This window comes from Psychrobacter sp. MES7-P7E, assembly GCF_002863645.1.
In the GTDB taxonomy this organism is placed as follows: domain Bacteria; phylum Pseudomonadota; class Gammaproteobacteria; order Pseudomonadales; family Moraxellaceae; genus Psychrobacter.
The window spans coordinates 17,576-41,901 of the sequence record NZ_PJBU01000097.1 but is presented as its reverse complement, the minus strand read 5'-3'; the positions used below and the strand labels follow the sequence as shown (position 1 = coordinate 41,901).

Annotated in this window: 22 protein-coding genes and 1 tRNA gene; 5 read left to right on the top strand and 18 right to left on the bottom strand. The window is 43.5% G+C overall.

What is annotated here, in order from left to right:
• Window positions 1-137 precede the first annotated feature (137 nt).
• From CXF62_RS07995 to CXF62_RS07980, 4 genes are read right to left on the bottom strand one after another with little or no spacing between them, the layout of a single operon-like run.
• Window positions 138-455 (bottom strand): hypothetical protein, encoded by a 318-nt coding sequence (locus CXF62_RS07995; RefSeq protein ID WP_101211223.1) that lies wholly within the window; start codon window positions 453-455, stop codon window positions 138-140.
• Window positions 456-465: 10 nt separating this feature from the next.
• Entirely contained in the window at window positions 466-756 is a 291-nt protein-coding gene (locus CXF62_RS07990; protein ID WP_102093761.1) for a hypothetical protein, read from the bottom strand.
• Complete coding sequence (locus CXF62_RS07985) at window positions 753-1,949, bottom strand: site-specific integrase (protein ID WP_102093760.1); 1,197 nt, start codon at window positions 1,947-1,949, stop codon at window positions 753-755. The genes CXF62_RS07990 and CXF62_RS07985 overlap by 4 nt, the downstream gene beginning before the upstream one ends.
• An 11-nt stretch (window positions 1,950-1,960) precedes the next feature.
• A complete protein-coding gene (locus CXF62_RS07980; RefSeq protein WP_045447035.1) occupies window positions 1,961-2,176 on the bottom strand; it encodes a hypothetical protein in 216 nt (71 codons plus the stop codon).
• 117 nt (window positions 2,177-2,293) lie between these two features.
• On the opposite strand from CXF62_RS07980, the gene CXF62_RS07975 reads away from it, so the two are divergent.
• Window positions 2,294-2,521 carry a helix-turn-helix domain-containing protein gene (locus tag CXF62_RS07975; protein ID WP_102093774.1) on the top strand — a complete coding sequence of 76 codons (228 nt, stop codon included), beginning with the start codon at window positions 2,294-2,296 and terminating at the stop codon, window positions 2,519-2,521.
• A gap of 229 nt (window positions 2,522-2,750) precedes the next feature.
• On the opposite strand, the gene CXF62_RS07970 is transcribed toward CXF62_RS07975, so the two are convergent.
• Window positions 2,751-2,827, bottom strand: a tRNA-Val gene (locus CXF62_RS07970).
• Window positions 2,828-3,130: 303 nt separating this feature from the next.
• Here CXF62_RS07970 and CXF62_RS07965 point away from each other — a divergent pair.
• On the top strand, window positions 3,131-4,108 hold the full coding sequence (locus CXF62_RS07965) for a glutathione S-transferase family protein (protein ID WP_102093758.1): 978 nt from the start codon (window positions 3,131-3,133) through the stop codon (window positions 4,106-4,108).
• 90 nt (window positions 4,109-4,198) lie between these two features.
• On the opposite strand, the gene hemB is transcribed toward CXF62_RS07965, so the two are convergent.
• The 5 genes from hemB to CXF62_RS07940 all read right to left on the bottom strand — a co-directional run bounded on the left by hemB (window position 4,199) and on the right by CXF62_RS07940 (window position 13,806).
• Entirely contained in the window at window positions 4,199-5,206 is a 1,008-nt protein-coding gene (gene hemB / locus CXF62_RS07960) for a porphobilinogen synthase (RefSeq protein ID WP_102093756.1), read from the bottom strand.
• Window positions 5,207-5,474: 268 nt separating this feature from the next.
• On the bottom strand, window positions 5,475-7,289 hold the full coding sequence (locus CXF62_RS07955; protein ID WP_102093755.1) for an efflux transporter outer membrane subunit: 1,815 nt from the start codon (window positions 7,287-7,289) through the stop codon (window positions 5,475-5,477).
• Entirely contained in the window at window positions 7,286-10,516 is a 3,231-nt protein-coding gene (locus CXF62_RS07950; RefSeq protein ID WP_102093753.1) for an efflux RND transporter permease subunit, read from the bottom strand. The genes CXF62_RS07955 and CXF62_RS07950 overlap by 4 nt, the downstream gene beginning before the upstream one ends.
• A gap of 34 nt (window positions 10,517-10,550) precedes the next feature.
• Window positions 10,551-11,951, bottom strand: a complete 1,401-nt coding sequence (locus CXF62_RS07945; protein WP_102093752.1) for an efflux RND transporter periplasmic adaptor subunit — start codon at window positions 11,949-11,951, stop codon at window positions 10,551-10,553.
• Window positions 11,952-12,780: 829 nt separating this feature from the next.
• Window positions 12,781-13,806: a polyprenyl synthetase family protein gene (locus CXF62_RS07940; protein ID WP_102093750.1), complete on the bottom strand. Its 1,026-nt coding sequence runs from the start codon at window positions 13,804-13,806 to the stop codon at window positions 12,781-12,783.
• Between the two features lie 569 nt (window positions 13,807-14,375).
• Between CXF62_RS07940 and rplU the strand changes: the two genes are divergently transcribed.
• The 3 genes from rplU (at window position 14,376) to lolA (ending at window position 16,131) form a co-directional block, all read left to right on the top strand.
• A complete protein-coding gene (gene rplU, locus CXF62_RS07935; protein WP_057761012.1) occupies window positions 14,376-14,687 on the top strand; it encodes a 50S ribosomal protein L21 in 312 nt (103 codons plus the stop codon).
• Between the two features lie 91 nt (window positions 14,688-14,778).
• Window positions 14,779-15,036, top strand: coding sequence for a 50S ribosomal protein L27 (rpmA, locus tag CXF62_RS07930; RefSeq protein WP_021813611.1), 258 nt, complete (start codon window positions 14,779-14,781; stop codon window positions 15,034-15,036).
• Between the two features lie 408 nt (window positions 15,037-15,444).
• Window positions 15,445-16,131 (top strand): outer membrane lipoprotein periplasmic chaperone LolA, encoded by a 687-nt coding sequence (lolA, locus tag CXF62_RS07925; RefSeq protein ID WP_057761010.1) that lies wholly within the window; start codon window positions 15,445-15,447, stop codon window positions 16,129-16,131.
• A 120-nt stretch (window positions 16,132-16,251) separates the two neighbouring features.
• Here lolA and scpB read toward each other — a convergent pair whose 3' ends face one another.
• From scpB to mrdA, 8 genes are all read right to left on the bottom strand, one after another.
• On the bottom strand, window positions 16,252-16,812 hold the full coding sequence (gene scpB / locus CXF62_RS07920; protein WP_102093772.1) for an SMC-Scp complex subunit ScpB: 561 nt from the start codon (window positions 16,810-16,812) through the stop codon (window positions 16,252-16,254).
• Between the two features lie 124 nt (window positions 16,813-16,936).
• Window positions 16,937-17,797 carry a segregation and condensation protein A gene (locus CXF62_RS07915; RefSeq protein ID WP_102093770.1) on the bottom strand — a complete coding sequence of 287 codons (861 nt, stop codon included), beginning with the start codon at window positions 17,795-17,797 and terminating at the stop codon, window positions 16,937-16,939.
• 138 nt (window positions 17,798-17,935) lie between these two features.
• Window positions 17,936-19,021 (bottom strand): tryptophan--tRNA ligase, encoded by a 1,086-nt coding sequence (locus CXF62_RS07910; RefSeq protein ID WP_102093748.1) that lies wholly within the window; start codon window positions 19,019-19,021, stop codon window positions 17,936-17,938.
• A gap of 108 nt (window positions 19,022-19,129) precedes the next feature.
• The gene (locus CXF62_RS07905) at window positions 19,130-20,218 is read right to left on the bottom strand and encodes an LpxL/LpxP family acyltransferase (protein WP_102093747.1); all 1,089 of its coding nucleotides are present in this window, start codon (window positions 20,216-20,218) and stop codon (window positions 19,130-19,132) included.
• 324 nt (window positions 20,219-20,542) lie between these two features.
• Entirely contained in the window at window positions 20,543-20,929 is a 387-nt protein-coding gene (gene rpsI / locus CXF62_RS07900; RefSeq protein ID WP_021813618.1) for a 30S ribosomal protein S9, read from the bottom strand.
• 10 nt (window positions 20,930-20,939) lie between these two features.
• Window positions 20,940-21,368 carry a 50S ribosomal protein L13 gene (gene rplM, locus CXF62_RS07895; protein ID WP_057761004.1) on the bottom strand — a complete coding sequence of 143 codons (429 nt, stop codon included), beginning with the start codon at window positions 21,366-21,368 and terminating at the stop codon, window positions 20,940-20,942.
• A gap of 210 nt (window positions 21,369-21,578) precedes the next feature.
• Window positions 21,579-22,265: a 16S rRNA (guanine(966)-N(2))-methyltransferase RsmD gene (gene rsmD / locus CXF62_RS07890; RefSeq protein ID WP_102093745.1), complete on the bottom strand. Its 687-nt coding sequence runs from the start codon at window positions 22,263-22,265 to the stop codon at window positions 21,579-21,581.
• A 69-nt stretch (window positions 22,266-22,334) separates the two neighbouring features.
• Complete coding sequence (mrdA, locus tag CXF62_RS07885; protein ID WP_102093744.1) at window positions 22,335-24,320, bottom strand: penicillin-binding protein 2; 1,986 nt, start codon at window positions 24,318-24,320, stop codon at window positions 22,335-22,337.
• Between the last annotated feature and the right edge of the window lie 6 nt (window positions 24,321-24,326).

Sequence of the window (24,326 nt, the reverse complement as noted above, 5' to 3'; positions counted from 1 at the left end):
ACAAATTTACTTTAACGGAACTATGTCGGTAAAACAACGTATAAAAAAGTCTTTACGACAACAGATGTCGTCAGTCAATTAGAAACAATAAAAAGCCAAACAACCTAAGCTGTTTGGCTTTGAATGTTTAAAAAAATTTATCGGTTGTTATGCTCACGCCACACAGCGTGCTCACATACTTCACAACACCAACTATGTTTTGCACGCATATAAGAAATGTCTGCTGGCACCTCTAAAGGGCAAACATAACCACAGTACTCGCAAAGTACATCATCTAGATAAGCAAAACACTGGCCTACCGTAACAAACATAATATGAGGACTGATGTCATACTTCTGACAAACCCCTTCTACATGCTCAATGAAGCCACATTCATTATCGTATGCCCAGTAATCGCTACAGATTTTCAGATCCCGTGAGTTCTGCGTTATATTAGGCTCAAGTCTTAAGCTCATAATATCCTCCTTAGTACCCATAGCCAGTGTGTGGTAGTAGCTCGTAAAGCTCACTCTTCAGCTGACCACGCATCTCATCAAGTACATAGTCAGGATTGGCATCTAAGCGCTTCTGTACCCATACCCGCATTGCCATATGATTATCGAAGCAACTATCAACATTTAAGAACCGAGCCAAACCAATACCTGATTGAATACAGAGTTCACAAATCAAAGTATTAGCAATGTCATTAGCATCGTCACTGACATAACCACTAGGTTTAAACGTCGCATGCAGTTTATCGTAATCAATGATTTTCATTGTGACGTCTCCTTGTCCGTAGATACCTGAGCAATCTGACTGCGATTGACCAATGCTTCAAATGCACTACCATCCTGCCTAGTCATATTCGGTACATAGCGGCTATAAGTGTTGAACAGCATCTTAGTCGTAGAGTGTCCCATTTGGCTGGCTATCCACTCAGGACTTTCGCCAGCAGCTAACCATAACGTCGCTGCGGTATGACGGCTCTGATAGGCATTACGCTTCTTCAGACCCAAAATCTTAAGAGTAGGGTGCCAAACACGCTTATTCACGTTGTTATAGTCAAGTGGTTCACCTGTATGCGCGCAAAATACATAGTCAGAGCGCTCATAAGTTATGGCTTGTTGCTCTAATAGAGCATCATAAACCCAAGGTGACATTTGAATCGCTCGATAAGACTCTTGCGTCTTAGGCGGCACAATCTTGCCCTTAACCAAAGCCTGCTTGATTACAATCTCACGACGATCAAAATCAATGTTCTCCCATATCAGTCCATCAATCTCACTGGTACGCATACCAGTAAAAAAACGTACCAAGTAATAGTTACGGTAGTCTGCTCTCACACCGTTAATAAACTTCCAAACCTCCTCCAGCGTAAAGGGCTGGATATCGGTCTTAGGCTCCTTGAGAGACTTAATATCATCATATGGATTATCAAACTTGTAGCGTTTAGCCGCTTCCTTTAGTATCATACCCAAAGGTACCATAATCGAATTAATGCGTGCCGCTGACAGATGTTTGTTAGCTTTTCCGTAAGTCACTTTGGCGAGGGATGAACGGAAGGCTAATACATCTGTCTTTTTTATGAGATGAATGGGCTTAGTCCCAAACTTAACAATCAAATACATATCAATAATCTCCTTTATTTTGCGCTTATAGGTATCGCGCCATTCAATTTCTTTTTCAAGAAACCATAATTTTGCAAACTGCTCAAAAGAAGGCGTATTAGTGTTGATGCATTCCTTGCGATCGTTCAACGCTACCATTTCTGCCGCTTTGTCACTTTTTGGAAAGTACTTAGCGTAGTTGAAGAGACCTAGGGTGATTTCTGCTTCCATTTTCTCAATCACTTTCTCAAGCTTCTTGCGATTCGCTGGCGTGTCCGTTAAGTTTGTCGTCTCCCGACAGCGTATACCCATATAATAAAAATCGACAACGAGCTTACCGTATCTACTTCTGATGCTAGCCATACTATTTCTCCTTATTGTAGTGCCATGGCATTGATGCTACCGGCGATGCCAGTGCGCATATCTTTTTCAATCTCTTCCCAAATGTACAAAATCTTACGACCACCGAACGGGCGTATATAATGAATGCCCTCAATAAGTACACTATCCTTGAGTTCATTGCGGATAGTACGAGGGTTGTATTTGATGAGCTCAGAAAGCTCTTGGGTAGTTAGGTAGGTATGTGACATAATATGTTCCTTATATAAAGTTTAACTATAATGGTACTTTTAGATACCATGGTTGTAATTTACCATAAATTTATAACTATGCAAGTACTTTTTATAATTATAATTGGAGTTTATAGTATGATAGTTAATCATCTCCCAACTTTGTTAGCTGAAAGAAGGCTTAAAGTAGCGGATGCCGTACGAGCAACAGGGGTAAGCAAAACGACGTTGCATAAGATATACAACGATCAATCATCTAGAATTGATTTCGATACTATAGATAAGCTTTGTGAGTATTTAGAAGTAGAGGTAGGAGATATTTTTGAATATGTAAAAGAGGATAAAGAGAAAAACACTAAAAAATAGGTTCTAGCTTAGAATTTGAAGTAGAGGTCAAAAAGAAGATTTTAATTTTAATGGTTTTTAAGGGTCGGTCACGTTTTGGTCACCATTTGGTCACCGTCGCGTTTTTGAATCATTTAAAGTTGATTAAATAATAGTGATTTTAACTGGATACCAATATAGATTTTCCGCTACAGCCTATATTTTACGGACAAAAAAAAGCCCCAGTCGTTAAACTGGAGCTTTCTAAATTTGGTAGGCATAAGCAGACTCGAACTGCTGACCTCTACCATGTCAAGGTAGCGCTCTAACCAACTGAGCTATACGCCTATTTAGGTTGAGCATTTTAGCAAGTTTCCCAGACTTTGCAAGTCTTTTTTAGCATAAACCTCTTTTATTGTCATAATATCTGATATTCAGGCTTATATTAGATATACTTTTGTGTATATTCATTAAATATTGAATTTAATACGTTTAGTTTGTATTGTTAATAAACGAGATGACGCTAATGATTAAACCCTTATAACTGGTATGATATCTCTCTAAACAACGTAATCATCATGATAATAATGGCTTCAAGTCAATCATGCTGACTAAGCGTTAAATAAATATTAAAAACAGTTGGAGAATAACATGGGTCTCTTGGTAGATGGGCAGTGGCAAGACAAGTGGTATGAGACAAAAGAGAGTGGCGGCCGCTTTCAGCGTGAAGATGCTGGTTTTAGAAACTGGGTAACGGTAGATGGTAGCGCAGGGCCAACAGGTATTGAAGGCTTCAAAGCCGAACCTGACCGCTATCATTTATACGTGTCGCTAGCCTGTCCTTGGGCACACCGTACCCTTATCTATCGCAAGCTCAAAGGCTTAGAAAACATCATTCCGTTGTCTGTAGTACATCCATATATGGGTGAGTATGGTTGGACGTTTGCAGAGGGTGCAGGCGTCGTTGCTGATCCAGTTATCAATGCAGACTATGCTTATGAGCTGTATACCAAGGCCAAGCCAGACTATACAGGCCGTGTCACCGTACCTATCTTGTGGGATAAAAAAACAAACACAATCGTGAGTAATGAGTCATCTGAAATCATTCGCATGTTTAACTCTGCCTTTGATGAGGTTGGTGCGCTAGCAGGTGATTTCGTGCCTTCAGAGTTGTTACAAGAAATTGATGATATAAATACCTTCGTCTATTCAACTATCAACAATGGCGTGTATAAGACAGGATTCTCTACCACACAAGAGGCTTACGAAGAGGCTTTGATCGAGCTATTTGCGGCATTAGATACACTTGAGACGCGCTTAGCACATCAGCGTTATCTGACAGGTAGCACTATAACTGAGGCCGATTGGCGACTATTTACGACGTTGGTTCGTTTCGATGCTGTCTATGTTGGGCATTTCAAATGCAATCTGCGTCGTATCGTTGACTATCCAAACCTTTGGGAATATCTGCGTGACTTATATCAGGTACCTGGTATCGCAGAGACGGTAAATATGGATCATATCAAGCAGCATTATTACACCAGTCATGCCAATATTAATCCCACGCGTATTGTCCCTGCTGGCCCAGTGCTTGATTTTAATGAACCACATAACCGTGCACGTCTATAGTTTTATTTTAATAGAGTAACCGCATAAAAAAGCCCCAGCTACTAATAGGCAGCTGGGGCTTTTACATTATAAAAGTTAGTGTAATTACTATTAGGCATTGTTTAGCTGACGAGCCGCTTCTAGAGCGAAGTAGGTCAAGATGCCATCAGCGCCAGCACGGCGGAAGCCAATCAGCGACTCTAAAATCACTGCATCACTTAACCAGCCGTTCTGAATGGCTGCCATATGCATGGCATATTCGCCAGATACTTGATACGCAAAGGTTGGTACGCCAAAGGTGTCTTTGACTTCACGAATCAAATCAAGATACGGCTGACCAGGTTTAATCATGACCATATCTGCGCCTTCGTTGATATCCATAGCCACTTCATGTAGCGCCTCAGCACGATTGCCAAAATCCATCTGATACTGTTTCTTATGGCCACCTTTTAGATTGCCGGTACTACCAACGGCATCACGGAATGGGCCGTAGTAAGCAGAAGCATATTTGGCTGAATAAGCCATGATAGCCGTATTCACAAAACCTTCTGCTTCAAACGCATCACGCATGGCCTTGATACGGCCATCCATCATGTCACTAGGAGAGATGATATCTGCGCCTGCACGCGCATGTACCAGCGCTTGCTTGACCAATACTTCGATAGTTGCATCATTGATGACGTAACCGCTATCATCAAGCAGACCATCTTGACCATGTGAAGTATAAGGGTCTAGCGCTACATCAGTCATGACGACCATTTCTGGCACAGCGTCTTTGACCGCTTTTATCGTACGTGCAGTCAGGGCGTTTTCGTCATAAGCGGCGCTACCGTCTGGTGTTTTCAAAGCGTTATCGATCACAGGGAAAAGATCGATGGTTGTGACACCTTCTGCTAACAGTTCTTTGGCATAGTTGATTAGCAAATCAATCGATAAGCGTTCAACGCCCGGCATACTAGCGATGGTTTCGCGCTGGTTTTCGCCTTCTAATACAAAGACAGGGGCAATAAAGTGCTTAGGATGCAGCTCCACTTCACGAATCATTGAACGTACATTGTCGTTATAGCGCAGGCGACGTAAGCGAGTAGCAGGGTATTGACGGTTAAAGGTATAACTCATAATAATTCCTTATGATTGTTTTAATAGTTATCATGTTACATGGTTAAAATAATATCGCTATAAGCGGTATTTTATAGAATTAGTTTATCAAAATTTGTGCTTTATAAGTGGCTGTAAATAAAGAGAGCTTACATAAAGTGAGCCTACTATAACCAAAAGACGTCAATAAAAGCAAAAAGCCCCACCACGTTAAGTCGGTAGGGCTGATAGTACGTATCGACTGTCAATGTGATGATAGAGCTGCGTCATCAGATTAAGGTTGGGTTATTTAAGGCTCAACAATCTGGGTCACAGGAACTTGCTCAACACTATTGTTATTGAAGCGAGTCTCTTCAGTGACCACGCCGACAGCGGCATCCTTTTTACCATCATCATTCACATCGACGATAGCAGTCGGTTCAAAAGTAGTCGTTTCTACCGCTTGCGACTGCTTGATGGCGACAGCTTCTTGCGGCGTAGTCACACGCGCTGAACCAGCTGCTTTGATGGCATTTGTCGCTTTGGTTTTTGCACTAGTAGCAGTTCCAGTGACAATCTGCGCCAAGTTGGTGTGCTGTGGTACAGGTATGACGGTCGGTACATCAAGGTTCGCACCGCCACCAAGCGCTTGGTACAGCTCGATCTGGCTAACGATTTTCTGTAGCTCTAAATCTAGGATACCTTGCTGAGTAGAGAACAGTGAACGCTGCGCATCAAGTACGTCTAAGTAATTGTCCAGACCTGCTTTGAAGCGCGCATCTGCTATCTGATAGGTCTGCTCAAAATTATCCTGCAGACGATACTGCGCCTCTAACTGCTCACCGAGCGTTGCACGCGTGGCAAGTACATCTGACACTTCGCGGAATGCCGTTTGAATAGAGCTCTCATAACTAGCAAGCGTTTGCTCACGTTCGATTTGAGCCACATCATAGTTGGCATCTAAACGGCCTGCATCAAAGATAGGGACGCTCACGCTAGGTCCAAACGACCAGCCAACGGCACCATTTTTGAACAAGTCATTTAAGCTGCCGCTACTGACACCCACACTACTGGTTAAGCTAATAGATGGGAAGTAAGAGGCACGGGCCACTTCGATATTCGCACCAGCAGCTTTTAGGTTGTATTCTGCCTGTAGTACATCAGGGCGATAGCGTAGTAATTCACTTGGTAGACCAGCATTGAATATCTGCTGGCTAGTGATATTACTGACGGCAGGTGTTGGGATAAGCTCGTTTGGAATCGCGCCACCAACCAAGTACTGCAATGCATTGCGTGATTGAAGAACGCTGGTCTGTGCACGTAATACGGCAAGCTTGGCACTTTCAAGAGAGGCAGCAGCCTGCAATGAAGGCAGTTTTGCATCAATACCTGCTTCAAAACGTTTATCCGCGATAAATAGCGAACGCTCACGACTCTCGACTGTGGCTTCAGCCAGTTTTAACTGCGCTAAGCTGTAGCTTAGATTGGCGTAGCTTTGGGCAATATTACTAATCAAGCTGATTTGGGTCGCATCTTTGGCCGCCGTAGTCGCCAAAAAGTTCTGCAATGCTTGATCTTTTAAGCTTGAGATTTTACCCCAAAAGTCGAGCTCGTAATTGGCAAGACCCAAGTTGACACTGTAGCTACTACTAGCGTTTCGATCAGTACGATTCTGTGCTGAGCGAGTATAACCAGCACTGCCGTTGATAGCTGGTAAGTCGTTAATATCGGTAATCTGATACTGTGCACGTGCTTTTTCAATCGCTAGGCGCGCACTCTCAAAGTCTTTATTGTTTGCAAGACCGAGAGCAATCAGACCTTTTAGACGCTCATCGCTATAAAAATTCTGCCAGCGCTGACTGGCAATGCTTGCTTGGTCAGCACTACTGACAGTCTCTTTATCAAATGCACCGTAAGATTCCTGCATAGGGATATTCGGCTCTGCTAGCACAGGACGCATATCCGCTTTTGGAATGGTGTTACAAGCGGCCATGCTGATTGCCAATGCAGTCAGCCCTAACAGGCGGCCACTGTTTTTGCGCAAACGAGATAGTGCTGGCTGCGCATCGATAGCTGTAATAGCTACCGATGATGAGTTGATGATAGATGTTTTTTGAGCACTCATTGTGTATTGTCTCCAAGACTTGCAGGCTGATAACTCTCAGAAGGTGTTGGGTTATGCGAGTTAGGCGTACCATTGCCACCATCTTTATCATTGGGTGTATTGTTCTCATATTTATGCGGGAACGCACTACGCACCCAGATATAGAACATTGGGATAAAGAAGATACCTAAGAGGGTTGCTGTGATTACCCCACCAACAACACTAGTACCAATAGCGTTTTGACTGCCTGAACCTGGCCCATTCGCCAAGAATAATGGCACAACACCCAAACCAAAGGCAAGTGAGGTCATGACAATCGGACGCAAACGTTGGCGTGCTGCGGTCATGACGGCCTCTCTGAGACTGTAACCTTCCTCTTGGTGTTCTTTTGCAAACTCGATAATCAAAATGGCGTTTTTGGCGGATAGACCAACGACAGTCAGTAGACCAACTTGCAAGTAGATATCATTGGCAAAACCACGTAGCCAGGTAAATATCACTGCACCCAATACCCCAAGTGGAATCACTAGTAGCACAGAGACAGGAATAGACCAGCTCTCATACAACGCTGCCAAACATAAGAATACAACTAGGATTGAAAGCGCATAAAGCATCGGCGCTTGGGCACCTGATTTTTGCTCTTCCAATGACATGCCTGTCCACTCATAACTGATACCTTCAGGTAACTTGTCTATCATCGCTTCCATCGAGCTCATTGCTTCACCAGTACTTAGTCCTGGTGCGGCGCTACCTTGGATGTTCATGGACGGTAGGCTGTTGTAACGAGTAAGACGCGGTGAGCCTGACTGCCACTCACTACTAGAGAATGCATCGAACGAAATCATATCGTTCATGTCATTTCTTACATACCATTTACCAATATCATCAGGGTTGGTACGGCTGCTGGCTTCACCTTGTACATAGACGCGTTTGATACGGCCACGATCGATAAAGTCGTTAACGTAGCTTGAGCCCCACGCTGTTGAAATGACACTATTGATATTGCTTAGTGACAGGCCATAAGCCGCCGCTTGTTCTTGATTGATGTTTACTTTAAGTTGTGGCGAATCTTCTTGACCGTTAGGACGTACACCAGCTACTTGGTCGTTCTGTGCAGCCATACCTAAGAGCATATTTCGAGCTTCAAGTAGCCCATCATGTCCGAGGTTGCCACTGTCCTGAATCATTAAGTCAAAACCACTGGCATTACCAAGCTCGGTAATTGCTGGTGGTACGATGGCAAATACTTGTGCTTCGTTTAGCTGAGTAAAGAAGTACCCCATCGCTCGACCAGCGACAGCCTGAGCGGTATTTTCATCGCCCGAGCGTTCCTCCCAGTCTGATAAGCGCACAAACGCTAGACCCATATTCTGACCTTGACCTGCAAAACTAAAGCCTGCAATGGTAAAGACCGAAGCGATATTATCAGTTTCTTGGGTATCGTAATAGTTTCTAACTTTATCCAATACGTCTTGCGTCTCATCTAACGTAGAGCCAGCCGGAAGCTGAACCAAGGTAAACATAATGCCTTGATCTTCTTCTGGTAAAAACGAGCCTGGAATACGTAAGAATACGACCGCCATGATACCGATAATGGCTGCGTAGCCAATCATGTATAACCATTTAAAACGAATACTTTTGCCGACAAAGTTTTCGTACGAACGGCTAAGTTTGAAGAAGCCGCGGTTGAACCAACCAAAGAAGCCTTTTTGCTTTTCGGTACTGCCTTTTTCATGACTTTTGCCACGTTTTAGCAAGGTTACACATAGGGCAGGGGTGAACACAAGCGCGACCATGGCAGAGAGCACCATGCTGGTAATCAGCGTAATAGAGAACTGACGATAAATCACACCTGTTGAGCCACCAAAGAAGGCCATCGGTACGAATACTGCAGACAAGATAAGCGCAATACCAATAACGATTTTACTGATTTCACCCATCGACTGGATAGTTGCATCTTTGATAGAGATGTGAGGATCTTCTTCTAGTATTCGCTCGACGTTCTCTACGACGACGATCGCATCATCGACCAACAGACCGATGGACAATACCATGGCAAACATGGTCAAGACGTTGATACTAAAGCCTGCAATATACAACACTGCAAAGGTACCCAAGAGTACGACAGGTACGGCAAGGGTCGGGATAATGGTGGCACGCCAGTTCTGTAAGAAAATGAACATAACGATAAATACCAACACAATCGCTTCAATGAGGGTCATAACGACTTGTTCGATAGACAAGCGTACAAATGGTGTGGTGTCATACGGAACGACTGAGGCTAGACCAATTGGGAAGTTTTTTTCCAGCTCAGCCATACGTGCGCCGACGGCTTCACGAGTCTCAAGGGCGTTTGCGCCACCAGCGAGTGAAATACCTAAACCGGCTGCTTCTTGACCATTGTAGAGAGAGACAACGCTATAGTTTTCACTGCCAATCTCGACATCTGCCACATCGCCTAAGCGCACTTGTGCGCCTGAGGTATCTGTTTTTAGTAGAATGTTTTTAAATTCTTCAGGCGTTTGAAGATAGCTTTGTACAGTAACAGTGGCGTTGATAACTTGTTTGTCTGTGTCGGCAGGTGCTTGACCCAATTGACCAGCAGATACCTGAGCATTCTGTGCTCGTATCGCATTGACGACATCTGAAGGTATCATGTTGTAGCTACGTAGGCGTGATGGGTCTAACCAAACACGCATCGCATAGGTAGAGCCAAAGACTTGAACTTCACCCACACCCTCTACACGACTGATCGAATCGACGACATTAGAGTTAATATAATCGGCAATATCTGCCCGATCCATGGTGCCATCTTCAGAAATAAATGCTTGCACCATCAAAAAGCTGCTAGACGATTTATTGACGTTGACACCTTGACGCTGAACAGACTCAGGCAAGGAGCTCATCGCTGCTTGCAGTTTGTTCTGTACTTGTACTTGAGCTGTGTCAGGATCTGTGCCGTTTTCAAAGGTAAGCGTCACTGAAGCACTACCATTTGACGAGCTCGATGACGACATATACATCAGACCATCGAGGCCTTTCATACGTTGCTCAATGATCTGTACGACTGAGTTTTCGACGGTTTGTGCATTAGCACCAGGATAGCTTGCACTGACCGAAATCGTTGGTGGTGCGATGCGTGGATATTGTTCAATCGGTAGATTGATAACGGATATTACCCCGATGAGCATGACCAAAACAGCCAGCACCCATGCAAAAATAGGGCGATTAATAAAAAAACGTGACATAGTATATCCCTAAGTCTTCCTGTCTTGAATGGAATTAGTTGGCAGCGGCTTCTGTTGGTTTTTTGGTAGAAGTCTCATCGCCAGCTGGCTTTTTATCCATCGTTTTTGCGGCTTGCTGCGGCGTTTTGGTATTAGGCGCACTTTGTGCAGCTGGTGCTGGATTTGCACTTTCTAATGGTTTGGCGACCACTTCTTGGTCAGGTTTGACCTTAGCACCGCCAATCACAACCACTTTGTCACCTGCTTTTAAGCCATCAGTGACCACCCATTGTCCATCGTAAGTACCATTAATGGTGACCGGACGTACTTGGATTTTGTTGTTTTCATCAACGATATAAACTTGTGTCTCACTCTTAGGCGTACGTGTGACTGCGCTCTGTGGCACTAAGGCTGCATTGGTAATCACGCTCTGTGTCAGGCGTGCAGTGACATACATACCGGGCAGCAAGATATTGTTGCTGTTTGGAAAAATAGCACGCAAGGTGACAGCGCCTGTTGACTCATCAACTTTGGCCTCAGACAGTGCAAGCTTACCGCGTACTGGATAGACAGAACCATCTTCTAGTACCAATTCAACTGAGTTCATACCTGGCTGAGCAGTACCATCTGCGATCTGCTGACGAAGCTTAAGCAACTCAGAAGAAGACTGGCTGATATCGACGTAGATAGGGTCTAAGCGTGAAATAGTCACTAATGGATCTGCTTGACCAGCACTGACCAGAGTACCAGCAGTAACGCTAGAGCGATCAGTACGACCAGTAAGAGGTGCGCGTACGATAGTACGGTTAAGATCTAACGTACTGGCTTCTAAACCTGCTTTTGCGGTCTGAATGCCTGCTTTTGCACTCTCAATACCTGCTTGAGTTTGACCGACAGCGGCGGCGGCACTTTGTACCGCCGCTTGTGCAGTACGTACGGCTGTTTGTGCTTGATCGTACTGCTGCTTCGAGATGGCATCAATACTGACCAGACCTTGCAGACGTTGTAAGTCGTTTTGCGCTTGTGCTAATGACGCTTGACGACTGACCAATTCAGCTTTTGCATTGGCATTGTTTGCCACAGCAGTTTGATAATTGGCTTGTGACTGCTGTACGGCGGCTTGGCCACTCGTAACAGATGAGGCATAGTTATCGGTGTTGATGCGATATAGTGGCTGACCTTTTTTGACGTTACTTCCTTCACGGAATAGTACTTCGTCAATCACACCGTTGACCTGTGGGCGGACGTCAGCAGTTTGATAAGCTGCAGTACGTCCAGAAAAAGTTTGTACTTGAGGGACGGTATCGAGAGTGACTGTTTGAACGTTGACAACCGCAGGCGGCATTTGCTGCTGTGCGGCTTGCTCACCAGCGGCGTCCTCGTTTTTGTCACAGCCAACCAGTACAGCTCCAGATAGTACAGATGCTATTACAAGCGCAAGATAAGAGTGCTTCATCAATGTCCTCGGCAATATATATAAATAGTGACAGTATAAAAATCGATCAATAAGTTTGGCGTACTGAATATAAGGGTCTTGCTAATACTAAATAACTTGCTAATGCTGAATAAAGAGAATAAATAGCCTAAGCTAGCATTATTTATTCCAGTTTCAGATTATTCTGTTAGTGAAATATAACTAATAGGAAATCTGACATCGATATGGATTAAGTATCGAAAGGATTATTTAGCATTAATTGTTTAAGCAAACCACAGAATGGATTAATAAATTTAATGAGTCATTATAAACTATTGGGGTAACCCCACAGTCAAGTAGTTTGCAATACGAGCTGGATCGAAAAGCGGTGATATTACAGTTTACGAATTAATAGATTACCGTCATAGTAAGCGTCGTCTCTATTAACAGCTAATAGAACCATGCACAACCTAGTATCAAAATATATTGTAAACTTTTGTTATAAATCTAAAACCCTATAGTAACTAAGGTTTTTAAACGATAGAAAATCGACTTTGTCAACAAAATGACAATTTTAGCAACCCCTAATTACAGTCATAAAAAATAACTATCAGTATCTCTCTAACAAACGTCATCAAACTTTGACCGACTGTCCAAAAAGCCTTATACGATTATAGTACTGCAAGAATGTATGAAACTTAAAGAAAGGTAACGATTTGGCTGACATGCTAGTTTTTAAGAAGGTACTTCTTAATTTATGAGCTTCTTATTCATCAATTGCTGAAGGAGTTTGCTAAAAAGCCATGCTAAAAAATTCTGTCAAAAAAAGAGTCGTCTTAATTAGTTAATAACACAGACGACTCAGCTTTAATTATACTAATCGGGCGCTAGCGAGTTCAGTCAATTGATATAAGCCTGTACGATAACGGTTGTCTGGTAGCGTACTCAGTGCATCTTGTGCCAGTTTAGTTTCTTCTAGAGCGCGCTGCTTACAATAAGCTAATGAGCCAGAACTACGTACCAATTCAATCAGCTGCTCAGCGTTTGGTGTCTTACCTGTCTGAACGGCGATACGCAACTGCTCATAGCCTTCAGTGTCGCTGTCTTTGAGTAGTTCGAGTGCTTTGATAGTCGGTAGGGTAGGCTTGCCTTCAGCAAGGTCATCGCCTAGGTTTTTGCCCATTACGTCGCTATCGCCACTATAATCAAGCACATCATCGATAATTTGAAACGCATTACCAAAATGCTGTCCGAAATCGCCCAATGCCGTCATATATTCTGTCTTATCTTGCAAGATAGCAGCACCTTGGGTCGCCATCATGAACAGGCGTGAAGTTTTGCCATCGATAATGCGTAAGTAATCTTCCTCTGTCGCAGCAGGGTTATGCTGATGCTGTAGCTGTAATACTTCGCCTTCAGCAATATCACAAGTCCCATCGGAGAATACTTGCAACAGTGGCAGGCTTTGAAAACCAACCAATAGGTTGAACGCACGAGCAATCAAATAGTCACCGACCAATACGGCAGTAGCATTGTCCCACGTCGCATTTGCCGTCGGCTTTCCACGGCGTTGCCCTGACTCATCGATGACATCGTCATGGACTAGGGTAGCGGTATGTAGCATTTCCGTGATAGCAGCTAGATGCATGGCCTTTTCTGATGGGTTGTCATCAAACATACGTGCGCAGAGCAACGTAATCAGCGGACGCATACGTTTGCCGCCAGCATTGATCACGTGTTGCGAGACGCTCATGACGAGTTGTACTTTTGAGTTCAAACTGCCAAACACTTGCTTGTCCATTACCTCAAAGTCATTGGCTACAATACTTTGAATATCAGCATAGCTAGGCATCGATTGAGAGGCAGGCACGGTATTATTTAAAGAGGTACTAGTCATAATAAATAGTCATATTAATAAGAGTAAAGAGAGTTGGTATAACCTTGACTTTATCTATCTATAGGTAAGGTATTATTTCGCTTATGATAGCATAGCTATCTGCTTAAATTGTTGGTTAAAGTATATAGCACAAGTAGGTCAGGCGTATGATATATAGGGCTTACTATGCCTATTGAATAGAATAAAAACGATAAGAAATGTCTTGTGTTTTACAGATATATCTTCTAGCTCATTTTAAGCTTATTGGTCACATAAATGATTCATAAAGGGCTGTAAGTAACTGATTGCATAAGTTATAATGGCCGCTGTTGGGCTTAATCTATCACTTATCATTACTATTTCTCATGTTTATATTCGCATTGTCGTTTATCGACTTTCCTTGATGAGCAGCCGTTATAGCCAAATGAGAGATGGTCATTAGTGTAACTACCTTGCAAAAACGAGAGGCGCGGCTTGCTTTTATGAGCAAAAAGCCGTAAAATCTTGCCTTTAATTTTTCCCTGTCGTGTTCGTCGTAAAAGCGTTGGTATAACATCAGCCACGGCACACGGGTTAAACGGAGTCATACAATGTACGCAGTAATCAAAACTGGTGGTAAACAGCACCGTGTAGTCGTCGATGAATTGCTTAAAGTTGAACTACTAAAAGCAGAAAAAGGCGAAACAATCAAATTTGAAGACGTGTTGATGGTTGTTGACGGCGATAACGTCAAAATCGGTCAGCCTGTTGTTGACGGTGCTAGCGTAGAAGTTGAAGTTGTTGAGCATGGTCGCGGCGAAAAAATCCGTATCATCAAGCACAACCGTCGTAAGCATTATCACAAAGAACAAGGTCACCGCCAATGGTACACCTTGTTAAAAATCAAAGCGATTAATGCCTAATTATCCATTTAGCAATTATTGCTAAATAGCGCACTAAATGCTTAAGAGTTATCGCATCAGCGGTAAGTCAAATTAACAAGGAGATTTTCTCATGGCACATAAAAAAGCTGCCGGTTCGAGCCGTAACGGTCGTGATTCAAACCCAAAAATGCTAGGCGTAAAAATCTTTGGTGGCCAAGCTATCACAGCTGGTAACATCATCGTTCGTCAACGTGGTACAGAATTCCACGCAGGCGAAGGCGTTGGCATGGGTCGTGACCATACTTTATTTGCACTGAATGACGGTGTTGTAAAGTTTGCGACCAAAGGTAAATTTAACCGTCGTTATGTTACGGTTGAAAACGCATAATTATCTATTTAGATCGTTTTATTCTTTGGATAGAATGATCAGATAATTAAAAAAGCCCTTACTGCCTTATGGTAGTAGGGGCTTTTTACGTTTGTGGGGTGATATAAATTAATAATAATTCTAAGCGATATTTTTAAAGCCACTATTAGCATAATTACTGTAGCTAATAATTATAAATGCAAACTTTTACCGTGTAACTGTATTGGTTACAAGCGTGTATGGCAGCCGTAGTAAAGATTGCAAATCATGACTAGGCGCGTAATAAAAAAACTGGCACACTGTTGCCATTGCTGGTGGTTACCAGCTTTAGCTTGGTAAAATCAGTATTTATAGAAAACAAAAATTTCAATAGAACATTTTATTTTTAGCGACAACTTTAAAGCGATTATGCTTTTTTAGAGAGGATTTATGATGAACTTATCTACGAAAAAATCAACCAAACAAAAAATGATGAGTGGGGCTTTAGCAGGTGTATTAATGACATCGCTAGGTATCGCAGCGCCAATGATGGCATTGACTCAAACGGCTACCGCAGCTCCTGCTGATAATCTAACAGCTGCCAAACGTTTGAACAAATTGCTGACCAATACCAAGAGTATGACGGCTAATTTTAGCCAAACGACCAAAGGCGCGAGTAGTGGTACGTTTAAAGGCTCCATGAGTGTCCAACGTCCAAATAACTTCCGTTGGGAAACCAAGTCACCATCAGAGCAGTTGATCGTTGCTAATGGTAATTCTATGTGGGTTTATGACAAGGATTTAGAGCAAGCGACTAAGCAGAATGTTGACAGTCAAGTAGGTAATACACCAGCCTTGCTACTGTCAGGTGATCCAAGCAAGATTGATCAAAACTTCAAGATCACTCAGCCATATGACAACAAGAACTACTATGTACTCTATCCTAAGTCAGACAGTGCAAGTTTCAAAAGTCTTTCAATAAGCTTTAGTGGTGGCAAACCTGTCATGATGGTATTGAATGACACCCTGGGACAAACAACCTCTATTAAATTTAGCGGTATCAAGATGAACCCAAGTATTGGTAGCAGTCAGTTTAAATTTACACCACCAAAGGGTGTTGACGTTATCAATCAGTAATTAACCGATATATTGCTAGGTTTTGATATCAGTTCAAAATCAGCAACGTAATAAAAAGGATAGATCCTATGCGGTCTGTCCTTTTTTGTGTGAGTAACTATAGTTTGTTCAGCAGAAAACTTAAGACATGGATCGTATGGTTTCCATATCTGGCATAGGTGGTAGTTCATCTAAATGGCTTAATCCAAAGGCATCTAAAAACTGCGCAGTAGTATGAAGCAATGCAGGACGGCCTAAAGTATCTTTAAAGCCTTTCTCCACAATCCAGCCTTTATCAAACAACTGGCGCAGTATATTGCTCGATAATGTCACTCCACGCACATGCTCGATATCACTGCGTGTCACAGGTTGTTTATAAGCAATAACACTCAGGGTTTCAAGTAAGGCTTGGCTCAGACGTTCTTGACGCTGCGGAAAAGTACGCTGGATTAGACTGCTATAATCATCAGATATCTGTAAACGATAACCGCTGGCGGTCTCATGTAGCCTAAGCACACCTGTATCTAAGCGTTGTTGGAGTACTTCCAAGGTTTGCTTTAATTCTTTAGTAGATAATGACAAATGTTTTTTTAACGAGTGAGCGGTCAGCGGTGCCTCTGAAGCATGCAGCAGCACCTCAATACGTTTACTCATCTCTTCCAAAGAATCATGCTGCGCTTCAGCTGATGGTGATGTAGTCATAGCTGTTGATTCTTGGGTTTCGTCATGTTGCTTTGGGTCTTCAATATCTACCATCTAAAGTATGCTCTTATTTCAATATTGTGATTTTGATAGAGAATGGGCTAGGAGACAGTCTTAGAGCCTGCTAGGCAAGCCACTGTAACGTAAGTGCGGTAGGCTCACTATCCATATCAGACGGTTCGTCATTGAGAGCAGAGTTGACGATATCGCTATCTACCTCAGTATGGACAACACCAACCAACTGTCGCTTTATAAGCTCAAGTACGGCGACGAAACTCACGACCACGCCTATTTTACCTTGTGCTTTATCTAGTAGCTCATAAAAGGAGCGCGCCCCATCTGTACTTAACTGCCTGCTAATACTGGCAATACGATCGGCAAGTGGTACTGCATCAACTTTGATCGTATGCATTTGATAGTCGGGCTGTAGCTGCATTTTAAATAAACTATCAATCAGCAAGTTAGGTGAGTAGTTTGGTAGCTCCGCATTCATAACGTCTTGACCAGGCATACTAACCATTGCCAAAAACACATCACGTTCTAAGCGTACTAGATTGTCTAGGCGCTGACTGACCACTTTGATTTGCGCGTACTCTTCGAGGCGTTCGATCAACTCTGTTTTTGGATCACGCTCGTCGGTTGGGGTGTCAGGGGCGGGCAATAGCAGTTCGGTTTTGATAGCGATGAGCGTTGATGCCATTAGCAGATAATCACCCGCTAATTCAAAGTGATCGGTATCCAATTCACCGATATAAGCTAAGTACTGCTCAGTGATAGGCAAAATGGGCATTTGGGTCAAATCGACGTTGTTTTTTTTGACCAAATACAACAGAAAATCCAATGGACCAGCAAATTGCTCTAACCAAATAGCAAAGGCTTGCGGCGGTACATATAGATCTTCTGGCAAATGCTGCACAGGCGTTTGATAAATACGTAGCGACATATCATGGTTGATTGACTCATCAAGCTCGCTCTGATTGTCCATAGGCTCGGAGGTTGAATCAGCCATAGCAGATAAGGCGGCTTTAGACAAAGCCGCCTGTCTGATGTTTAGTTCATTTTGCACGTTTAGCACCCGCTTTGATAATAAATTGCGCCAGTGAAACGACTATTCCAGCAACGATTATTTAAGCTTAGCAAGTGGACGAATACCGATAGCACGGCGAGCTTTGTCTAGTTGCTTACGACTATGGCGACGGGCTTTATCCGCACCCATCTGCAAGATTTCTTCTAGCTCTTTTGGATTGGCCATCAGCTCTTCGTAACGTGCACGGAATGGCGCGATTTCGTCATTAATCTTATCAAACAGAGCTTGCTTAGCGTCACCCCAGCCAATACCAGCGGCATAACGCGCACGCATATCAGCAATCTCTTCAGCGGTCGCAAATGCTTTATAAATCTCAAAGATAGCTGAATCATCAGGATCTTTTGGCTCATCAGGTAGCTGTGAGTTAGTCACAATTTTCATGATAGCTTTATGCATTTGTTTTTCAGGACTAACTTGTGGATTTGGCTCACCGAATAGGGGAATCGTATTGCTATAGCTCTTACTCATTTTGCGGCCATCAAGCCCAGTAAGCAGCGGTATATCGTTATCAACGACTGCTGACGGTAACGTGAAAAGCGACTTATAACGATGATTAAAAGTACCTGCGATATCACGCGCCATCTCGATATGCTGTACTTGGTCACGACCAACAGGCACGTGGGTCGCATTAAACATCAAGATATCAGCCGCCATTAACACTGGGTAACCAAACAGCCCCATGGTGACACCTTGATCAGGATCGACATCGGCTTTTTCTGTATTGATATCAACGGCTGCTTTGTAGGCATGGGCACGGTTCATCAAACCTTTGGCACATGAGCAGTTCAAGATCCAAGCAAGTTCTGGAATTTCAGGCACGTCTGACTGACGGTAGAACGTCACACGCTCAGGGTCTAGACCACAAGCAATCCACGTAGCGGCAATGGCTCTCGTCGATTCATGAATGATAGCAGGGTCATAGCAGCCGATGATGCCATGGTAGTCTGCCAAAAAGAAAAACGCTTCATGATCACTATTTTGAATAGACTCAATCGCTGGACGAATCGCGCCAACATAGTTACCTAAGTGCGGAATACCAGTCGGTTTGATACCAGTCAGAATGCGCTTGGCTTCGGTTGAAGTCTCAGAAGTTTGATTGTCAGGAGTACTGTTATTGCTCATGGAAAATCCGTCATTTTGTTTATCAAATTATTATCAGTGCATAGCTAAAATGCAAAATATTAGCCGCAAAGTATAGCAAACTTCACCAATATTTTTGGGAATAAAGGCTTACTTATAAATATCGGTACGACCGTTTGGCCCATGTTTGAAGCGGCGATGGAACCACATCCACTGAGTGGGATCAATACGAATGAGCCCTTCTAAGACTTCATTGACCCGAGTAGCATCAGTGACTTCATCATTACTTGGATAATTGTCTAGTTCTGGTGTAATCGTTAAATGATAGTGTGGGCGTTTACCACGCGGCAAATTGTCAGGCGTCTGCCGATAAGTATGCAGTGCCATGACAGCTGGTGGCTGTGCTTTGCTACCCAGTTTTGCCATGCGACGCGATGCAGTAATCGTCGCAGCTGGCACACCGAAGAATGGCGCCATGACACCTTGCTTGAGGCCATAGTCTTGGTCAGGAGAGTACCAAATGACGTGTCCCGCTTTAATAGAGGTAACCAAGCTACGCATATCACGACTAGAGATTTGCTTACCAAATATATTGGTACGACCATTATAAATAAACCAGTCTAATAAAGGATTGTTTTGCGTACGATACATACAATCTACAGGGAAAAACTGTGCACATAATAGGCCGCCCAAATCTAGCATCGTATAATGCGCACCGAGCAGGATAACTGGCCGCTGCTCATTTTGCGCATTAACAATATGCTGTAACCCTGAGATGGATACAGTTCTAGTAAATATATTGGGTCGGAACCAAGCGCATAATGTTTCAAACACACCAATGCCTTGATTGACAAATACTTGCTTGGCCATTAATTCACGTTCAGCTTCAGGCTTCTCTGGAAAAGCCAACTTAAGATTGATTAGCGTATCGCGTCTACGTGAGCCAGCAGCTTTATAAATCAATATACCAAGCTTACGACCTAGCCAAAACTGCCAACGTAACGGCAGATATATCATCGGTAGCATTATTAAGAATAATAACCAAATGCCCCAATTCTTTGGTAATAAAAACTGCCACTGAAATGGCTTGTTATCTGCTTGCGCTGTACGCTTATGATTTTGAGTAATCGTCGGTGTGCCAGCAGGTATAGCAGGCGACTTAGCCGATTGTTTCATGCTAGGCGGCACGCTGCTATTGGCAGATGGCTTGCTAGGGTCGAATTGTTCTGGCGCTTTCATAATATCCTTCTGCGGCACGGTTTGAGGCATCATGGCTAATAATAAAAAGTTACTGATATGATGGGGTAGCGTTTAATGCTTTGCAAGTTAGAATTTCTACAGACGCTCTACTTTGTAGTGTCGAAACAAGGCACTCATGTTAATTATCGCTGTAAGACAAAGCTGGTTTGATTAAGACAATTAAAGTGCTATCAGTAGGCATAAAAAAACCTTATAAGCTGTGACCAGCTTATAAGGTTTTGCAAAACCAGACTCTTATTTAACTTTGCTACTGAAGCTCTGAGAAAAAGACAACAGCAGCAAAAAGATAAGAGAGAGTTTTGATTAACGTTTTGAGAACTGTGGACGTTTACGTGCTTTGCGTAGACCCAGTTTCTTACGTTCAACTTGACGTGAATCACGAGTAACAAAACCAGCTGCTTTTAGGGCAGGCTTCAAAGTTTCGTCAGCTTCGATTAATGCACGTGTGATGCCGTGGCGGATTGCGCCAGCTTGACCACTAATACCACCGCCTGCAACAGTTACATATAAGTCATATGCGTTAGCAGAGTCTAGTAGTTCTAATGGCTGACGTACAACCATGCGTGAAGTTTCACGGCTGAAGTATTCGTCAAGTGGCTTACCGTTAACAACGATACTACCAGTACCTTTTGATAAAAATACACGAGCAGTAGACGTCTTGCGGCGACCAGTTCCGTAATTGCGTTCCATAAGTATATCCTTAGATGTCTAGTTCTTTAGGTTGCTGTGCAGTATGTGGATGATCAGTACCCGCATAAAGTTTCAGCTTCTTGATCATCGCATAGCCAAGAGGGCCCTTTGGAAGCATACCCTTAACTGCTTTGTGTAGAACATCTTCAGGCTTATGTGCAAGCAACTTATTGAAGTTGGTTTCTTTAATACCACCTGGGTAGCCACTGTGACGATAGTACTTTTTGTCTTGTGCTTTTTTACCCGTTACCGTGATTTTGTCAGCATTGATGACAACAATAAAGTCACCAGTATCAACGTGCGGAGTAAAAGAAGGCTTGTGCTTGCCACGTAAGCGAGTTGCGATTTGAGTGGCTAAGCGACCAAGGGTTTTGCCGTCAGCATCTACGACATACCAGTCATGGGTCACTTCAGCTGGTTTTGCACTAAGTGTTTTCATGATAAAACCTTAAAATTAGAATTCGTTGAGAGTTTAGCTGGGAACGGGGCTCTCAAAAAACAGACTGCACATTATAAGCAGTAGCGCCTACGCTTGCAAGCTGCATTGGGGTTTATTTTCGCCTTATATACATTAAACTGCAGCGTCGGCCAGTTTTTAGCGGTTCTAAACATTTGTAAAATATGTTAACGGCTTTCATTAACCCGACAATTATGACGATGATAGACGATAAAGTCCAGCAACAACTTGTCCGACTTTGGTTTGTTTCAAGCATTCAAAAGCGATTAGTTGCTGAGTAACGCTCGATTGAGGGTCTAAATTCTCATTTAGTGACGCTTCCAATTGCTTAAGCTGTGCTGCCAAATCTTTATCAGCTTCTAAATAAATTAGTGTTTTAGTATTTATTAAGGTATTGGTAATAAGCGCAGTCAAAATAGGCTGCCATAAATCCTGAGCATAAGGTGGATCGATAAATACGATGTCAAAGGGGCGTGCAGTCAGATGCTCTTGACGTAATACTTGCTCAGCAGTGCCAGTGAAGATTTGATAAGCAGCAGCTTCAAGACGTAATTGCTCAGCACTCTGACGTAGCATGTTGCTTTGTGCTGGATTGATTTCGATAAATGTTGTGTGGGCCGCACCGCGAGATAGCGCTTCAAACCCCAGTACGCCACTGCCAGCACAGCTATCGAGTACATGGGCATCATGAATGTCAGCGAGTAGCCAGTTAAATAAAGTCTCCCGCAAGCGATCTGGGGTCGGGCGCAGGCCATCTGCATCGATGAAACTTACAATACGGCGTTTAAACTGACCACCAATGATGCGCACATCACCCACTGCCGCACTTTTCGCCTTACGGTTGTTCTTTGGTGCGCGTCCATTTGAGGCTTTTTTCATTATTGTGTCTCGCTTACCAATTCTTTGCTAGGTTTTGCTTTTTATACTATTAAGTACTTAAACGTCTAGTTACTCAGACGTCGCTGCTGCCGCTTCAGCTTCCGCGGCTTCTTTCTCTTCCAATGCTTTTGCTTCTTTATCACGAATGGCATCACGCATGGCTTTTTCAAAAGCCTTTTGGCGTTTAATGACTTTTAGCTCATCAGCAGAAGGTGGCAGCACAGGATCTGTCTTACGTTGTAATACCCAGTAGTCAAACAGAGCACGGCCAATAGGTGCTGCAACAGCACTACCACCGCCGCCATTTTCAACCAATACTGCAAGGGCAATCTGCGGGTCTTCTACTGGCGCAAAACCATTAAACCAAGCGTGATCCCAGTGGCGCTTATCGATTGCTGACTTGTCATAGCGCTTGCCCTGCGCGATAGACTTCACCTGTGCAGTACCTGTTTTACCAGCGATACGATAGCGCGGGGTATAGATACCGCGTCCTGTACCGTTTTCTACCACGCTTTCCATCGCATCATGCATACGCAACCAGTCGGACGGCTTACCGTTATAGTCGATTTTGCCATCTGGCTTAGTGATGATTTTGACGTCTGCGGCGCCGTCACTGCTCTTTAATAAGTGCGGGGTGATATGCTGACCTTTACTGGCTGTCATGGCTGTAGCGTTGGCAATCTGTAGCGGCGTCGCCAAGAAATACCCTTGTCCAATACTGACAGAGATGGTTTCGCCCGGTAGCCAGTCTTTATCGTAAGTGTCTTTTTTCCATTTTGGTGATGGCATGATGCCTGATTTTTCGTTAGGCAAATCAATACCAGTATCTTCACCAAAACCAAAACGCACCATCCAGTCATGCAGACGCTGAATACCCATCTCATAGGCCAACTTATAATAATAAGTATCGACCGACATCGCGATGGATTTTTTTAGATCTACCGTGCCATGACCGCCACGTTTCCAGTCGCGGAATCGATGCGTATCACCAGGTAAGCTAAAATAACCAGGGTCATAGATAGTACTGTTCCAATCGCGTAGACCATAATGAATACCGCCTAAACCTTCAAATGGCTTGATAGTAGAGCCAGGTGGGTAGGTACCTTGTAGCGCACGGTTATACAAGGGCTGATCTAAATCTTCACGCAGATCGTCGTAATCTTTAAAAGAAATACCTGATATAAAAGGGTTAGGGTCATAGCTTGGATTACTAACAAATGCCAATACATCACCGTTTTTTGGGTCTATCGCAACGATTGCACCGCGGCGTCCATCAAGTTGCTGCTGGGCGATGGTTTGCAAACCATAATCCAAGCTCAACGTAATATCGTTACCCGCTATCGGCGGCTTGGTATCCAATTGGCGTAAGATATTGCCATGTGCGTCTGTTTCTACCGATTGATAACCCGGTTGCCCAAGCAAAATATCTTCGTAGTAGTCTTCGATACCAATCTTACCAATCAAGTCAGTACCAGCGTAACGGTCTTTATCGATACGCTTTGACTCTTTGTCATTGATACGCCCAACATAGCCGATGACATGGGCAAACAGCTCATCATAAGGATAAGAGCGCGTAAGCTTGCTTTGGATAGAAACTCCACGGAAGAATGGCTTACGCTCACTAAACTGAGCCAACTGTGCTTCTGTTAAATCGATCTTAATCGTCACAGGGTCATTTTTATTTTTACTTAGACGCGCCAAGATATCAGTGATATCTGTATCGGTTAAATCAAAAATCGGCGCAAGCAGATGCAACGTGCGCTCAGGGTCTTCGACCTCATCAGGGCTGAGCATCGCTGTAAATACAGGCTGATTGTCTGCCAGTATTACCCCGTTACGATCATAGATATACCCACGACTAGGCGGCGCAGATATCAGTTTGATACGGTTGTTATCGGCTTGCGTTGTGTACTGATCATGAGCGTAGACTTGCAAATACCCATAACGTGTTATCAAACCGCCCAAACCAATCAATATTATAATCCCAAAGATGATAATACGATTGGTAAAGGTACTGTTGACCTGTTCGGTATTGGGAGTTATCGGTTTATTCATAGAAGA

What these genes read in the sequence shown, in the direction of transcription:
- CXF62_RS07995 (WP_101211223.1), bottom strand. Translation starts at nt 455, where the DNA reads ATGAGCTTAAGACTTGAGCCTAATATAACGCAGAACTCACGGGATCTG.
- CXF62_RS07990 (WP_102093761.1), bottom strand. Translation starts at nt 756, where the DNA reads ATGAAAATCATTGATTACGATAAACTGCATGCGACGTTTAAACCTAGT.
- CXF62_RS07985 (WP_102093760.1), bottom strand. Translation starts at nt 1,949, where the DNA reads ATGGCTAGCATCAGAAGTAGATACGGTAAGCTCGTTGTCGATTTTTAT.
- CXF62_RS07980 (WP_045447035.1), bottom strand. Translation starts at nt 2,176, where the DNA reads ATGTCACATACCTACCTAACTACCCAAGAGCTTTCTGAGCTCATCAAA.
- CXF62_RS07975 (WP_102093774.1), top strand. Translation starts at nt 2,294, where the DNA reads ATGATAGTTAATCATCTCCCAACTTTGTTAGCTGAAAGAAGGCTTAAA.
- CXF62_RS07965 (WP_102093758.1), top strand. Translation starts at nt 3,131, where the DNA reads ATGGGTCTCTTGGTAGATGGGCAGTGGCAAGACAAGTGGTATGAGACA.
- hemB (WP_102093756.1), bottom strand. Translation starts at nt 5,206, where the DNA reads ATGAGTTATACCTTTAACCGTCAATACCCTGCTACTCGCTTACGTCGC.
- CXF62_RS07955 (WP_102093755.1), bottom strand. Translation starts at nt 7,289, where the DNA reads ATGAGTGCTCAAAAAACATCTATCATCAACTCATCATCGGTAGCTATT.
- CXF62_RS07950 (WP_102093753.1), bottom strand. Translation starts at nt 10,516, where the DNA reads ATGTCACGTTTTTTTATTAATCGCCCTATTTTTGCATGGGTGCTGGCT.
- CXF62_RS07945 (WP_102093752.1), bottom strand. Translation starts at nt 11,951, where the DNA reads ATGAAGCACTCTTATCTTGCGCTTGTAATAGCATCTGTACTATCTGGA.
- CXF62_RS07940 (WP_102093750.1), bottom strand. Translation starts at nt 13,806, where the DNA reads ATGACTAGTACCTCTTTAAATAATACCGTGCCTGCCTCTCAATCGATG.
- rplU (WP_057761012.1), top strand. Translation starts at nt 14,376, where the DNA reads ATGTACGCAGTAATCAAAACTGGTGGTAAACAGCACCGTGTAGTCGTC.
- rpmA (WP_021813611.1), top strand. Translation starts at nt 14,779, where the DNA reads ATGGCACATAAAAAAGCTGCCGGTTCGAGCCGTAACGGTCGTGATTCA.
- lolA (WP_057761010.1), top strand. Translation starts at nt 15,445, where the DNA reads ATGATGAACTTATCTACGAAAAAATCAACCAAACAAAAAATGATGAGT.
- scpB (WP_102093772.1), bottom strand. Translation starts at nt 16,812, where the DNA reads ATGACTACATCACCATCAGCTGAAGCGCAGCATGATTCTTTGGAAGAG.
- CXF62_RS07915 (WP_102093770.1), bottom strand. Translation starts at nt 17,797, where the DNA reads ATGGACAATCAGAGCGAGCTTGATGAGTCAATCAACCATGATATGTCG.
- CXF62_RS07910 (WP_102093748.1), bottom strand. Translation starts at nt 19,021, where the DNA reads ATGAGCAATAACAGTACTCCTGACAATCAAACTTCTGAGACTTCAACC.
- CXF62_RS07905 (WP_102093747.1), bottom strand. Translation starts at nt 20,218, where the DNA reads ATGAAAGCGCCAGAACAATTCGACCCTAGCAAGCCATCTGCCAATAGC.
- rpsI (WP_021813618.1), bottom strand. Translation starts at nt 20,929, where the DNA reads ATGGAACGCAATTACGGAACTGGTCGCCGCAAGACGTCTACTGCTCGT.
- rplM (WP_057761004.1), bottom strand. Translation starts at nt 21,368, where the DNA reads ATGAAAACACTTAGTGCAAAACCAGCTGAAGTGACCCATGACTGGTAT.
- rsmD (WP_102093745.1), bottom strand. Translation starts at nt 22,265, where the DNA reads ATGAAAAAAGCCTCAAATGGACGCGCACCAAAGAACAACCGTAAGGCG.
- mrdA (WP_102093744.1), bottom strand. Translation starts at nt 24,320, where the DNA reads ATGAATAAACCGATAACTCCCAATACCGAACAGGTCAACAGTACCTTT.